The following is a 13819-nucleotide window of genomic DNA, read 5'->3' on the forward strand; positions in this document are numbered from 1 at the left end:
TGCCTCACTGATGCAGCCCTCTAAACCTGTACCCGGCGTGCCGTTCGCGGTTTCCGCCGCTATGCGATAGTCCGAACGAGCTCCATCGCACTTAACGCGGCTGGATTTGCGGAGGTGGTGTCATAGACCTCCCCTTGCTCATGAGGTGGACGTTACGCGTCGCGTATCCGCGCGACCATCGGCATGGTCCTCCCGTGACATAAAACTGTCAAGCGGGATCGAGGGCTGTCAAATCACATTTGAGGCCTGTTCCATGCCGTCGCCGCGACAGATTGGCCGCACGAAACAGCGGAATAAATCCCTCACAGCAGCGTTTGTGTCGAAGAGAACATCCGCCTCTCCCGCCCCATCCTATTTCTAGAAAGCCAGAGATGAAGACATCATTTTGCATCGCCGTTCTCGCTGCCCTCGTAACCGGATCAGCGTTCGCGCAAAGCCCGCCGCAGACCTCCACAAGGAAGGTCGACGGCACCGACAATGTCTACATCTTCCGCAATGGCGGCCATCAGTCGATGTTCGTGGTGACGCCGAAGGGCGTGATCGCGACCGATCCGATCTCCTATTTGCGGCCCGCGAAACCCTATATCGACGCGATCAAGGCCGTCACCGACCAGCCGATCAAATACGTCGTCTACAGCCATCATCACTACGACCACATCGCCGGCGGCCAACCTTTCAAGGATCTCGGCGCCACCTTCGTCGCGCACCGGCGCACCAAGGAACGCCTGCTCGAGCTGAAGAAGCAGAATTCACTGCTCGCAGACGTCGTGATGCCGGACCAGGTGGTTGACGACAAGAAGAGCATCACGCTCGGCGGCACCACGCTGGAGCTGGACTATGTCGGCCGCAACCATTCCGACAATTCGCTGGTGATGCGGCTGCCGAAGGAGAAGATCGTCTTCGTGGTCGATTTCGCGCCGATCGAGTCCGTCCAGTTCCGCAACATTCCTGACAACGCCTCGCCGCTTGAATATATCGCCTCCCTGAAGAAGCTGGCGTCGCTCGACTGGGAACGGATGATCCCCGGCCATCCCTATGCCGGCGGGCGCTTCGGCACCAAGAAGGACGTCGAGGACGACATCGCCTACATGGAAGATTTGTCCGCCGAGGTGAAGAAGGCGGCCGATGCCGGCAAATGCTTCGACACCGCGATGAAGGAAGTGAAGCTGCCGAAATACGAGAAATGGGCGAATTACGAGGCGAGCCTTCCCGCGAATGTCGAGCGCTTCTGCTACTGGTGGGGCCGGGGTTACTAACGGCCGGCTCAGAAGCCGTAGGGTGGGCAAAGGCGCCCTTGCGCCGTGCCCACCACCTCTCACGTCATGAAGATTGGTGGGCACGCTTGCGCTTTGCCCACCCTACGAGAGCGGAGATTGGGGCGACGGACAGGTCACTTTGTCCACCCCTGCCGGTCTTCGGCGATGATGGCATTATGCCCCTGTTTTGCCCGACGCGTCAACCGAAATTCATAAAATCCGAATGGCAGCACCAAGCCGTTGATTTCACCATCACCGGCTACTGTGCATGGGGTTGTTTTCGCATTTTTCATTTCGCACGCTTCTTCCCCTCCTGTTCGAGCGCCTTGCGCACCGCGTCGAACTCCGCCACCGAGGCCTTGTCGGCGCGGGGAAAGCGCAGGTCGAGCTTTTCGAGCGCGGCATTGATCACCGAGCCGATCACGACACGGGCGAACCATTTGTGGTCGGCGGGCACCACGTACCACGGCGCGTGAGAGGTTGCCGTGTGGCGGACGATGTCCTGATAGACTGCCTGGTAGCGCGGCCACAGCGCGCGTTCCTTGATGTCGTCCATCGAGAACTTCCACTGTTTTGACGGATCCTCCAGCCGGTCGAGGAAGCGTTCGCGCTGCTCGTCCTTCGACACGTTGAGAAAGAATTTCAGCACCACCGTGCCGTTGCGGCAGAGATAGCGCTCCCAGGCGGAGATATCCTCGAACCGCTCCGTCCAGATGTTCTTGGTCACGAGCTTTTGCGGCAGCTTCTCCTTGGCGAGGATCTCCGGGTGCACCCGCGTCACCAGGCACTCCTCGTAATGCGAGCGGTTGAAGATGCCGATATGGCCGCGCTCGGGCAGCGCCACCGCGTGGCGCCAGAGGAAGTCGTGGTTGAGCTCCTTGCTGCTCGGTGCCTTGAAGGCGGAAACCTCACAGCCCTGCGGATTGATGCCTTCGAAGATCGCCTTGATGGCGGAATCCTTGCCGCCGGCGTCCATGGCCTGGAACACGATCAGCAGCGACCAGCGATCCTGGGCGTAGAGCTTCTCCTGAAACTCGATCAGCCGCTTCTTGTTGGCGTCGAGAAGCTCCTGCGCCTTCTCCTTGTCGAGATCGCCCTTCTCGTCGGTCTTGTGGTCCTTGAGATGAAACTTGCCCGAACCATCGTGGCGGAACGGCGTGATGTAGCGGTCAAGTTCCTGGGCGAGCGATTTGGACGGCTTCTTGCTCATGAGCGCGGGGCACCTTGCGTTGCGGCTTCAGTCGGTCGAGCACGCTACCAAGGATACCCTTGGGAAGGAATATGATGAAAAGCACGAGCAGCACGCCGTAGACGAGGTTGTCCCAGCCGACCGCCTTGGTGCCGAAGCCGATGCGCAGGGTCTCGGCCAGCAGAATCGTGATGACGGCGCCGACGGTCGGGCCGAGCGAGACGAACAGGCCGCCGACGATGGCCGCGAACACCATCTGGAGCGACACCGCGATGCCGCTGACGGTGTCGGGGGTGATGAACATCTGGTACTGGCAGTAAACCGCGCCCGCGAGCGCCGTCATCACCGCGCTGAGCAGCGTGATCTTCAGCTTCTCCGCAGTGACGTCGACGCCGGCGGCCGCCGCAGCGTCCTCGTCCTCCGAGATCGCCTCCAGCGCATAGCGGGCCATGCTGCGGTCGACCCAGTGCCAGACCACGATGCCGAACAGCCAGACCCCGAGCGCGATCAGGTACCAAGTGATCTTGTCGTCGAATTGCAGCGCCAGCAGCTTGTTGGTCGAGGCGCGGTTCGGCGTATAGCCGAGCGAGCCGCCGGTGTAGTCGCGCGTCGCGGTGATGACCTGGAGCACGATGCCTGACAGCGCCAGCGTCACCAGCACGAAATAGTGCCCGGTGATGCGGAAGCGGAAGCAGGGATAGCCGACGATCAGCGCCAGCGCGCCGGCCGCGACCATGCCGATGGGGATGCCGATCCAGGGCGACCAGCCGAGGTGATTCCACAGCAGCGCGGTGACGTAGGCGCCGATCCCCATAAAGCCGCCATGACCGAGCGAGACCAGGCCGAACCGCCCCATCATCGACCACGACGTATAGGCGAACGACCAGATCAGGATCAGCACCAGGATGTGCAGATGATAGGGATCGCGATAGACGAAAGGCAGCGCAACGAGCACCGCCAATCCTATCCCCCATGCTGCAAGACGCCCCTGCCCCATCATCGGCGCCTCGCAAGCAGGCCCGCGGGCCGGATGAACATCATGACGATGAAGAACGCGAAAGCGAGCACGTAGCCCCATTCGAGATCGGAGAACAGTCCGCCGAGCGAGATGATCTCGGCGAACACGAAGGCGGCGATGAAGCCGCCGATAAAATTGCCTAAGCCCCCGAGCACGCAGATCAGGAAGGTGATTGGCCCGAAGGACAGGCCGACGAAGGGATGCACATCATATTGCAGCGCCAGCAGGCAGGCGGCGAGCCCGGCGAGCCCGCCGCCGATCGCGGAGGTGATGAGATAGATCCGCTGGGTATCGACTCCCATCAGCGCCATGATCTGCCGGTCCTGCGAGATCGCGCGGATCGCGGTACCGGTGAAGGTGCGCGTCATGAACAGGTAAACTGCGACCATGCCGACCAGCGCGGCCAGAAAGGACAGCAGCCGGGCATAGCTGAAATTCATATCGCCGAAGGCGAGCACCGGCAGGCGGATGCCGAGGTTGCGAAAGTCAATGCCGAAGGTGACGGTGGCAAAGCTCTGGAGCACGAACAGCACGCCGCCAGTCGCGAGCAGCTGGTTGATCGGTGGCGCGGTGAGCAGCGGCGCGATCACGAGGTAATGCAGCGCTGCGCCGAGCACCGCGACCAGCAGGATCGTGAGCGGCGCGGCGACGAAATAGCTGATGCCGTAGTACTGGACCATGAAATACATGGCGTACATGCCGATCATCACCAGCTCGGCGTAGCAGATCCAGGTGACGTCGATGACGCCGAAGATCAGATTGAGCCCGAGCGCGAGCAGCGCCAGCACGCCGCCGAGCAGGATGCCGTTGATCACGGCCTCCAGCAGATAGATGTCGAAAATATCCAGGAACGCCTGCATGAACATCACACCCCGAGATACGCTTCCTTGACCGTGTCGCTCGCGAGCATCTCGGCCGACGTGCCTGATGCCCTGATCGTGCCCGCCTCGATCAGATAGGCGCGATCGACCACTTTCAGCACCTGCTGCACGTTCTGCTCGACGATCAGCACCGTCAGACCGCTGGCGCGGATCCGCTTCACCAGCTCGAACACCTGCTGCACCACGACCGGCGCCAGCCCCGCCGAGGGCTCGTCGAGCAGCAACAGCTTTGGATTCGACATCAGCGCGCGGCCGATCGCGCACATCTGCTGCTCGCCGCCGGACATGGTACCGGCCATCTGGTGGCGGCGCTCCTTCAGCCGCGGAAACAGGTCGAACACGACCTCCAGCCGCTCGGCATAATGGCCGCGCGCCTCCTTCATGAAGGCGCCCATCTTGAGGTTGTCGTCGACCGAGAGCTGCGGAAACAGCCGCCGGTTCTCCGGCACATGCGCGATCCCGAGGCTGACGATCTTGTGCGGCGGCGTCGCCAGGACATCGACGCCCTCCGTGCTGATTAACCCGCGCGAGGGACGGATCAGGCCGGAGATGACGCGCATCAAGGTGGTCTTGCCGGCGCCGTTGGGGCCGATGACGCCGACGGCTTCGCCCGCCTTGACGTCGAGATTGACGTCGAACAGCGCCTGGAAGGTGCCGTAGCCGGCATTGACGCCGCGAAGCTCCAGCATCACTGCCCTCCCGCGCGGCGGCGCGCTTCGGCGGCCGCGGCCTGCGTGGTCTCGGCATCGGTGCCGAGATAGACCTCGATGACGCGCGGGTCGCCCGCAACTGCGCTCGGCAGGCCCTCCGAAATTTTTTCGCCGTGATCAAGCACCATGACGCGGTCGACGACGCGCATCAGCACGCCCATGATGTGCTCGACCCAGATGATGGTGATGCCGAGCTCGTCCCGGATGTTGCGCAGCATGTCGGCGGCCTGGTCCATCTCGGTCTCGTCGAGGCCACCGAGGCTCTCGTCGGCAAGCAGCAGCTTTGGCGCGGTGGCGAGCGCTTTCGCGAGTTCGAGCTTCTTCAGGCCGGCGGCGCCGAGACCATCGACGCTGGCATGGCGGTCGGTCGGCAGGCCGACCATCGCCAGTGCTCGCTCGGCCGCCTCCTCGGCCTTGATGCGACTGTGGCGGCCCTGCCCATAAAAGCCTGCGAGTGCGACGTTCTCGAAAATGGTCAGGCGGCGGAACGGCCGCGGAATCTGGAAGGTGCGGCCGATGCCGCGGTTGATGATCCGGTGTGGCGCAAGGCCCGCGATCTCGTGCCCGGCGAACAGGATCGAGCCTGATGTCGGCGCAAGCGTGCCCGAGAGCATGTTGAAGATCGTGCTCTTGCCCGAGCCGTTGGGGCCGATCAGGCCGAGGATCTCGCCCTGGTCAACCCTGAACGACACACTGTTGACGGCGGTAAAGCCACCGAAGCGTTTCACCAGTCCGCTGACTTCCAGCACCGCCCCGCTCCGCTACTGGTTGCTGTAGGTGGTGCCTTTCGGCAGCGGCAGCACGGCCTCGCGCTGCGCCTGGCTCTTCGGCCACACCACCGAGGACTTGTCGTCGATATACTGGATCACGACCGGGAATGACCGCTCGTTCTGGCCGGCCATCGGCGTGCCCTCGCCGTAGAACTTGACGCCGAAGCCGAGCATGGTGCCGCCCTCGGGGATATCAGTGTCGAGCGCCGCCTTGCGCAGCGCGTCGGGATCGACACCGCCATACTTCTTGATCGCGCGCGGCAATACATCGGACATGAAGACAAAGGTGTTGGAGGCACCGATGCCGACATGGGCCGAGCGGATCGCAACGCCGGGCCTGATCTTGTCGAATTCCTCGCCGACCATCTTGATGACGGGCGAAAGCTTCGGATCCATCGTCTTCTGGTTGGCGAGCCAGATCGAAATCGGATCGGTGTTGAAGATGTAGGCGGCATCCGCCCCCATGCCCTCCTTCAGCTTCTCATAGACGCCGTAGCCCGCACCATGCCCCATCAGCGCGCCGAACTTCAGCCCCTGCTCGCGCGCCTGCCGCAGCAGCAGCGTGATGTCAGGGTTGTAGCCGGTGTGGAAGATCACGTCAGGCTTGGCGCGCTTCAGCTTGGTCACCAGCGCGGAGAGATCAGGCGCGGTCGCCGAATAGCCTTCCTTCATCACGACGTTGAAGCCCGCCTTCTTCGCGCCGACCTCGTTGCCCCTGGAGACGTCGACGCCATAAGCGCCGTCCTCGTGGATGATGGCGACGCGGAGGTCCTTCGGCTCCTTGTCGAACTTCGCCTTGGTGTTCTGCGCGATGAAATCCATCGTCATCATGCCGAACTGGTCACCGCTCGCCTGCGGGCGGAACACGTATTTGTAGCCCTTCTCGTTGAACACGGCCGACGAGATGCAGGTCGTCATCCACATGAACTTCTTGAGCTGCTCGACGCGTGCGGCGACCGGCACGCATTGCGCCGAGGAGAAGAAGCCGAGCACCATGTCGACCTTCTCCTGCTCCAGCAGGCGGACGGATTCGTTGATGGCGATGTCGGGCTTGCTCTGCGCGTCGGCATAGACTGCCTCGATCTTGTAACCCTCGACGCCGGTCTTGGCGAAATGGTCGAGGATGATCTTGGCGCCGACATAGTTAAGCTCGGACCCGCCGCCTGCGAGCGGTCCGGTCAAATCGAAAACGACGCCGATCTTGATCTTCTTATCTTCAGCCCAGGCCGAAGCCATCAAGCCCGTCGCTGCTATCGTGACCAACAGCCCACGTACCAAGCGGACAGCCATGCGCAGGCGCATCTAAACCTCCCTGGACGATTGTGCATTGCATTCTTGTTGCTTTTGCTTTTTGGCCCATCACATGGGCTGCGCGTAGCGATGTCAAGCCTCGCGCGTCAGCGCGACGCGAACTGCTGCTCGACGAAGGCCGTGACAAATCGCGGCATGGACGCCGTGAGATCACTCATCCCGCGCACGAGATGAATGGCGGACAATTCCGGCTCGTCCTCACGCGCGAGATTGGCTTCGATCCGGGAGCGGGCCACGTCGCCCGGCACATTCAGGTTGAGCACCTGAATCATTGCAATCGAAGGACCGGTGACAACGCAGTGCCAGTCCGGCTCGGCCCGGTAGTCGGCTGTGGTCAGCCCGGTCTCTTCACCGAGCTCGCGGACGACGCTGCCGGGAATGTCGAGCACCCCGTCCCTGACGTCGTCGAGATCAGGCGTGCCGGACGGGAAATAGATGCGGCCCGCATTGGCGGTGTGATGCGCCATCTCGCCCATGACAAAGGCGCCGTCGGCGGCAAGCAGCGCGCCCATGCCAAAACCGTTGAACACCGCCTTGTCGGGATAGCCCCAGTCGCGCCAGGCGAGGAAGCTCGCGAAATCTGTCTCGAAATAGGTCGCGGAAAGATGGCCGTCGGTGAAAACGGCATCGCGCCCGAGCAGGACGCGGCCGTTCCATATCTTGGGCCGCTCGCGTTGCTTCTCGGCGAAATGCGCCGCGATCTCGGTGCGGCGCTCCTCGGCGAACGGCCAGACGATCGGCCGCACGGCAAGATCAAGCGTCGTGACGCGATGGATGATCAGCGAAGTCATGACGCCTGATTACACTGCCTTCGCGTCAGTTATTTGGCGCTCCCCGTGGTCTTCTTGGCCTGCTCGACATATTTGTTGGTGAAGGTCTTGCTGACGTCGATCTTGGCATTCGCGACCTCGGGCGAGCCGACGCTGAACACGGCGAGCACGGCGTCCGCGCCCTTCGGGTCCATCTTGCCGGTCTCGGAGAACATCGGGATCGTGTTCTTGAGCGCGGCGAGATAGAGGTCCTTGTTCTTGCCGACCATCTCCTCCGGCATCTTCGCCATGATTTCCTCGGGCGAATGCGAATGGATCCAGGCGATCGTGGCGAGCATGGCATTGGTGAGCGCCTGCGTTTCCTTCTCGTGGCCGTTGATCCAGGCCACGGTCGAGTACAGCGCGCCACCCGGATATTCGCCGCCGAACGTCTCGAGCGTGTCCTTTTGCGTGCGGGTGTCGCTGAGGATGCGCAGATCCTTGTGACTGCCCTGAAGCACGGTGACGGAGGGATCGAGCATCACGGCTGCATCGAGCTGGCCCTGCTCCATCGCGGCGACCGCGGTCGCGCCGAGGCCGACGCCGATCACCGCGGTGCCGGCGGGGTCGAGGCCGTTCTTCTTCAGCAGATATTTCAGGAAGAAGTCGGTGGAGGAGCCGGGTGCGCTGACGCCGACCTTCTTGCCGGCGAGATCCTTGACCGACTTGATGTCGTTGGTGCGCGAGGGCGCGACCACCAGAACGAGGCCGGGATAGCGGTCATAGACCACGAAAGCCTGAAGCTCCTGCTTCTTCGCGGCGAGGTTGACGCAATGGTCGAAATAGCCGGAGACCACATCGGCGCTGCCGCCGAGCACGGCTTTCAGCGCGTCCGAGCCGCCCTTGAGGTCGACCAGCTCGACATTGAGGCCAGCCTTCTCGTATTCGCCGAGCTGCTTGGCCAGCACCGTGGGCAGATAGCACAGGCAGGCTCCGCCGCCGATCGCGATCGTGACCTTGCTTTGCGCCGCGGCAAGGCCGGTGGTGAGCGTCAGCGCCAGCAGCGCTCCGGCAAGCCTGGCAATCGTGTTCTTCATTGGTTTCCTCCGTTCGGCTGGCGGCACCATAGAGCAGCGGGATGGGCTTGAGAAGCACCGCTTAAGTGGCACTGGCCATTGGCCTTTCGCCGCAATAGCATGGTCGCACAACAACAATCTTTGATGGGGAGGATCATCCATGAATCACCTTGCTGCCGGACTGTCGATCGCCGCCGCCTTTGTCGCCGGATGCGGCGCGAACCAGCTGCTCCGGCCGGCGCTCGCCGCCGAGAACGTCACTGCGCAGATCATCCACACCGGCGAGATGGAGGGCGATGCGCTCGGGCCCGCCAACAATGTCGGCTACCGCTCAAAAATGTTCGCGGGCGCCGACGGCGCCACCGTCTCGATCCAGGTCGGCAATGTGCCCAAGCACATGCATCCCAACACCAACGAGATCCAGTACATCCTGGACGGAACCGGGACGATCTGGCTCGGCGACAAGGAAGTGACGGTGAAGCCCGGCGACCTCGTCATCATTCCCAAGGGCACGCCGCATGGCGGCACCAAGCCGATCAGCGGACAGGTCAAGGCGATCGCGATCAAGACCCCGCCGCAGGCACCTGATGACACCAAGCTGCTGGATTGAGGCTTTACGCTATCGGGGCTCGCGCCGACGCGCGGGCCCCATTGCTTTCAGCCGCGCCCGTCCGACGCGGTCGGCCGCCAGACCAACAGCCTGCGTTCCACCAGCGTCACGCCAAAATCGATCAGGATGACGAAGGCCGAGAGCACGAACATGCCGGCGAATACGCCGGCGACGTCGAAGATGCCCTCGGCCTGCTGAATGAGATAACCGAGCCCTGCCGCCGATCCCAGATATTCGCCGACGACTGCACCGACCACGGCGAAGCCGACCGAGGTGTGCAGCGACGAGAACATCCACGACAGCGCCGACGGCCAATAGACGTGCCGCATCAATTGCCGCTCGCTCATGCCGAGCATGCGGCCGTTGTCGAGCACGGTGCGGCTGACTTCTTTCACGCCCTGATAGACGTTGAAGAAGACGATGAAGAACACCAGCGTCACGCCGAGCGCGACCTTGGACCAGATGCCGAGGCCGAGCCACAGCGCGAAGATCGGCGCGAGCACGACGCGCGGCAGCGCATTGACCATCTTCACGTAGGGATCAAACACGGCAGCGACCAACGGCTGGCGCGCGAACCAGAAGCCGATCAACACACCGCCGGCCGATCCGATCACGAAGGCGAGGATCGATTCCGTCAGCGTGATGCCGAGATGCTTCCAGATCACGCCCGACGAGAACCACTTCACGATCTGGGCGAACACGTCGACCGGATTGGAGAAGAAGAACGGCGGCAGCAGGATTTTTCCAAACACCGGGACGCTCGCAAAGAACTGCCAAAGCACAAGGCAGACAACGGCGACCAGGACTTGCAGCGCGAGCAGCGTCACGCGCGACATCAGACCGCCTCCGCCGCTTGCGTGGATTGCGCGTAACCCTTCATGACCTCGTCCTTGAGCACGCTCCAGATCTCGCGATGGAGCGCGTGGAACTCCTTGTCGAGCCGCACCTCAAAGATGTCGCGCGGACGCGGCAGCGTGACGCGCCAGTCGCCGATGATACGCGAGGACGGTCCGGCCGACATGATCACGACACGGTCGGCCAGCGCGATCGCTTCTTCGAGATCGTGGGTCACGAACAGCACGGCCTTGCGGTCGGCATTCCACAAGTCGAGCAGCAGATTGCCCATCACCTGGCGGGTCTGCGCATCGAGCGGCCCGAACGGCTCGTCCATCAGCAGGATTTTTGGATCGCGGATCAGCACCTGCGCCAGCGCCACGCGCTTGCGCTGGCCGCCGGAGAGCATATGCGGATAGCGACCCGCGAAGGCGCCCAGGCCCACCGACGTCAACCATTTCTGGGCTCGCGGCAGCGCCTCGGCACGTGGCGTGCCCTTGATCTCGAGCCCGATCGCGACATTGTCGAGCGCGGTCTTCCAGGGAAACAGCGCATCGGCCTGGAACAAATAGCCGGCGTCCGGGTTCAGCCCCGCGAGCGGCTGATCAAAAATCTTGACGCTGCCGGCGGCGGGCTTGAGCAGGCCGGCCGCGACGTTGAGTAGCGTCGATTTCCCGCAGCCGGTCGGCCCGACAATGGCGACGAACTCGCCCTGCGCCACCGAAAGATGCGCCTTCTCCACCGCCGTATAGACCCGGTCGTCCCCCAAACGGAACGCAACCTTGGCATCTTCCAGCGCCACTGCCGTGGGCGTTGTCATGTGTTCCCTCCGAACTTGGCCCGATCCCTTAGCCGCTCGCGCGGCCAAGTTCAATCAAGCCGCCAAGCGTGCTAGGCATGGGCCTCGTCACCCCCACCCTCCACGGGCGGGTCAACGAAGCGAGCCCCCGCCCGATGCCGCCCAGGCCGATGATTGGCTATGACCACGTCACTAAAAACTTCGGCCTGCTCAAGGCCGTGGACGATGTGTCGCTCGACATCGCCGAGGGCGAGTTTGTGGCCATCGTCGGCGGCTCGGGCTCGGGCAAGACCACGCTGCTGCGGCTGGCCAACCGGCTGATCGAGGCCGATGGCGGCAGCATCACGGTCGAAGGCGAGGACGTCCGAAGCGTCGACCCGGTCGCGCTGCGGCGGCGGATCGGCTACGTCTTCCAGAGCGGCGGGCTGTTTCCACATCTGAGCGTCGCCGACAATATCGGGATCACGCCAAAGCTGCTGGGCGAGCCGGCGGGAGCCATCACAACACGCGTCGACGAGTTGCTGGAGCTGGTGCAGCTCGACCGTGGCGCGCATCGCGATCGGTTGCCGGAAGCGCTCTCCGGCGGCCAGCGCCAACGCGTCGGCGTGGCGCGGGCGCTGGCGGCAAAACCCCGCATCGTGTTGATGGACGAGCCCTTTGGCGCGCTCGATCCGCTCACCCGCGATGCGCTTGGCGATGACTATCGTTCGCTGCACCGCAGCCTGGGTCTGACCACGGTCATGATCACGCATGACATGACGGAGGCGATCCTGCTCGCCGACCGCATCGCGGTGATGCGCGCTGGACAGCTGCTCGCGCAGGGCACGCCGGCGGAGCTTTCGAAGAGCAGCGACAGCTACGTACTCGAGCTGTTGCGCACGCCGCGGCGCCAGGTCGAGCGGCTGAACGCGCTGCTGCCGCAGAGCGGTGCGGCATGAGCTTTTTCGCCGATCCGCGCTGGGGCGAGGCGCTGTCGCATTTGCCCGATTATCTCGGCAACCATGTGCGGGTGAGTCTTGCCGCACTCGCGCTTGGCCTCGCCATCAGCCTGCCGCTCGCGATCCTGACACGCAACCGCCCGGCGCCGCGCGCAGTCCTGCTCGCACTCGCCAGCATCGTGCAGACTGTGCCTGGGCTGGCGCTGCTCGCGCTGTTCTATCCGCTGCTGCTCGCGGCGGCCTCGGTGACACTCGCCTGGTTCGGCGTGTCCTTCTCCGCCTTCGGCTTCCTGCCGGCGATGCTGGCGCTGGCGCTCTATTCGATGCTGCCGGTGCTGCGCAACGGCATCACCGGGCTCAACGGCATCGATCCCGCTCTGATCGAGGCCGCCAAGGGCGTCGGCATGACCGCGCTGCAGTCGCTGATGATGGTCGAGCTGCCACTGGCGCTGCCGGTGATGATGGCGGGCATCCGCACCGCCGCGGTGTGGGTGATCGGCACCGCCACGTTGTCGACCCCGATCGGGCAGACCAGCCTCGGCAATTACATTTTTGCGGGGCTTCAGACCCAGAACTGGGTGTTCGTGCTGTTCGGCTGCTTTGCCTCGGCCCTGCTGGCCCTCGCCGTCGATCAGCTGCTCGGCTTGATCGAGAGCGGGCTGCGTCACCGCAGCCGCACGCGCACCGCGCTCGGCGCGATCGGCATCGCGGCGCTGGTCGCGGCAACGCTGGTACCGACGATGGGCCGTTCGTCGCAGAGCTATGTCGTCGGCGCCAAGACGTTTGCCGAGCAATATGTGCTGTCGGCGCTGCTGAGGGACCGCCTCCAGGCAGCCGGTCTCTCCGCCACGGCCAGATCGGGCCTCGGCTCCAGCGTGATCTTCGAGGCGCTGAAGGCCGGCGATGTCGATCTCTATGTCGATTATTCCGGCACGCTCTGGGCCAACCAGCTGCACCGCAGCGACATCAAGCCGCGCGCCGAGCTGCTCACGGGTCTGAAGACGACGCTCGCCAGGGACAACATCACGATGCTCGGCGAGCTCGGCTTCGAGAACGCCTATGCGCTGGTGATGCCGAGGAAGCGCGCCGAGGCACTCGGCATCCGCAGCATCGCCGATCTCGCCGCACACACCTCAACGATGTCGATCGCCGGCGACTACGAGTTCTTCTCCCGGCCGGAATGGGCGGCGCTGCAAAAGGCCTATGGCCTGCAGTTCCGCGGCCAGCGCCAGATGCAGCCGGATTTCATGTATGCGGCGGTCGCCAGCGGCGAGGTCGACGTCATCGCCGGCTACACCAGCGACGGCCTGATCGCGAAATACGACCTCGTCGCGCTCGACGATCCCAGGCACGCAATCCCGCCCTATGACGCGATCCTGCTGCTTGCGCCGAAGCGCGGCGGCGACGAGCGATTGCAGGCCGCGCTCAAGCCGCTGCTCGGCAAGATCGACATCGCCACGATGCGCGAGGCAAACCTGCGCGCTGCAAGCAATGATGCGAATTCGTCACCGGATGCGGTGGCGAAGTGGCTGTGGGAGAAGGTGGGTAAGTAACGGGACCACTGCGCGACCCGTCATCCTGAGGTGCGAGGCGTGCGCTGCGAAGCAGCGCGTGCGGAGCCTCGAAGGATGAACGGCCTCGATGCAGCCGGGCCGTGCATCCTTCGAGGCCTCCGCTT

15 protein-coding genes are annotated in these 13819 nt (G+C 63.7%); 4 read left to right on the top strand and 11 right to left on the bottom strand.

Annotated elements, in window-relative coordinates:
- Positions 1-371 precede the first annotated feature (371 nt).
- On the top strand, positions 372-1256 hold the full coding sequence (locus B5V03_RS21910; RefSeq protein ID WP_129272469.1) for an MBL fold metallo-hydrolase: 885 nt from the start codon (positions 372-374) through the stop codon (positions 1254-1256).
- A gap of 134 nt (positions 1257-1390) precedes the next feature.
- Here B5V03_RS21910 and B5V03_RS41580 read toward each other — a convergent pair whose 3' ends face one another.
- The 9 genes from B5V03_RS41580 to B5V03_RS21950 all read right to left on the bottom strand — a co-directional run bounded on the left by B5V03_RS41580 (position 1391) and on the right by B5V03_RS21950 (position 8981).
- Positions 1391-1549 (bottom strand): hypothetical protein, encoded by a 159-nt coding sequence (locus B5V03_RS41580; protein ID WP_164988193.1) that lies wholly within the window; start codon positions 1547-1549, stop codon positions 1391-1393.
- Entirely contained in the window at positions 1546-2466 is a 921-nt protein-coding gene (locus B5V03_RS21915; protein ID WP_129272470.1) for a polyphosphate kinase 2 family protein, read from the bottom strand. The genes B5V03_RS41580 and B5V03_RS21915 overlap by 4 nt, the downstream gene beginning before the upstream one ends.
- Positions 2426-3445, bottom strand: coding sequence for a branched-chain amino acid ABC transporter permease (locus tag B5V03_RS21920; protein ID WP_129272471.1), 1020 nt, complete (start codon positions 3443-3445; stop codon positions 2426-2428). The genes B5V03_RS21915 and B5V03_RS21920 overlap by 41 nt, the downstream gene beginning before the upstream one ends.
- Entirely contained in the window at positions 3442-4323 is an 882-nt protein-coding gene (locus B5V03_RS21925) for a branched-chain amino acid ABC transporter permease (protein WP_129272472.1), read from the bottom strand. The genes B5V03_RS21920 and B5V03_RS21925 overlap by 4 nt, the downstream gene beginning before the upstream one ends.
- A gap of 5 nt (positions 4324-4328) precedes the next feature.
- Positions 4329-5033, bottom strand: coding sequence for an ABC transporter ATP-binding protein (locus B5V03_RS21930; protein WP_129272473.1), 705 nt, complete (start codon positions 5031-5033; stop codon positions 4329-4331).
- Positions 5033-5803, bottom strand: a complete 771-nt coding sequence (locus B5V03_RS21935; RefSeq protein ID WP_129272474.1) for an ABC transporter ATP-binding protein — start codon at positions 5801-5803, stop codon at positions 5033-5035. The genes B5V03_RS21930 and B5V03_RS21935 overlap by 1 nt, the downstream gene beginning before the upstream one ends.
- Positions 5804-5815: 12 nt before the next feature.
- On the bottom strand, positions 5816-7126 hold the full coding sequence (locus tag B5V03_RS21940) for an ABC transporter substrate-binding protein (protein WP_129272475.1): 1311 nt from the start codon (positions 7124-7126) through the stop codon (positions 5816-5818).
- 95 nt (positions 7127-7221) lie between these two features.
- Positions 7222-7926: an NUDIX hydrolase gene (locus B5V03_RS21945; RefSeq protein ID WP_129272476.1), complete on the bottom strand. Its 705-nt coding sequence runs from the start codon at positions 7924-7926 to the stop codon at positions 7222-7224.
- Between the two features lie 29 nt (positions 7927-7955).
- Positions 7956-8981: an ABC transporter substrate-binding protein gene (locus B5V03_RS21950; protein ID WP_164988194.1), complete on the bottom strand. Its 1026-nt coding sequence runs from the start codon at positions 8979-8981 to the stop codon at positions 7956-7958.
- A 139-nt stretch (positions 8982-9120) separates the two neighbouring features.
- On the opposite strand from B5V03_RS21950, the gene B5V03_RS21955 reads away from it, so the two are divergent.
- Positions 9121-9570, top strand: a complete 450-nt coding sequence (locus tag B5V03_RS21955) for a cupin domain-containing protein (protein ID WP_129272478.1) — start codon at positions 9121-9123, stop codon at positions 9568-9570.
- A 47-nt stretch (positions 9571-9617) separates the two neighbouring features.
- Here B5V03_RS21955 and B5V03_RS21960 read toward each other — a convergent pair whose 3' ends face one another.
- Together B5V03_RS21960 and B5V03_RS21965 are read right to left on the bottom strand one after the other, a co-directional pair.
- Positions 9618-10406 (bottom strand): ABC transporter permease, encoded by a 789-nt coding sequence (locus tag B5V03_RS21960; protein ID WP_129272479.1) that lies wholly within the window; start codon positions 10404-10406, stop codon positions 9618-9620.
- The gene (locus B5V03_RS21965; RefSeq protein WP_129272480.1) at positions 10406-11224 is read right to left on the bottom strand and encodes an ABC transporter ATP-binding protein; all 819 of its coding nucleotides are present in this window, start codon (positions 11222-11224) and stop codon (positions 10406-10408) included. The genes B5V03_RS21960 and B5V03_RS21965 overlap by 1 nt, the downstream gene beginning before the upstream one ends.
- A 134-nt stretch (positions 11225-11358) precedes the next feature.
- Here B5V03_RS21965 and B5V03_RS21970 point away from each other — a divergent pair, with 134 nt between their 5' ends.
- Together B5V03_RS21970 and B5V03_RS21975 are read left to right on the top strand one after the other, a co-directional pair.
- Positions 11359-12141, top strand: a complete 783-nt coding sequence (locus B5V03_RS21970) for an ATP-binding cassette domain-containing protein (RefSeq protein ID WP_129272619.1) — start codon at positions 11359-11361, stop codon at positions 12139-12141.
- On the top strand, positions 12138-13694 hold the full coding sequence (locus B5V03_RS21975; protein ID WP_129272481.1) for a glycine betaine ABC transporter substrate-binding protein: 1557 nt from the start codon (positions 12138-12140) through the stop codon (positions 13692-13694). The genes B5V03_RS21970 and B5V03_RS21975 overlap by 4 nt, the downstream gene beginning before the upstream one ends.
- Positions 13695-13819 lie beyond the last annotated feature (125 nt).

The organism is Bradyrhizobium betae (genome assembly GCF_004123905.1).
In the GTDB taxonomy this organism is placed as follows: Bacteria; Pseudomonadota; Alphaproteobacteria; order Rhizobiales; family Xanthobacteraceae; genus Bradyrhizobium; species Bradyrhizobium betae_A.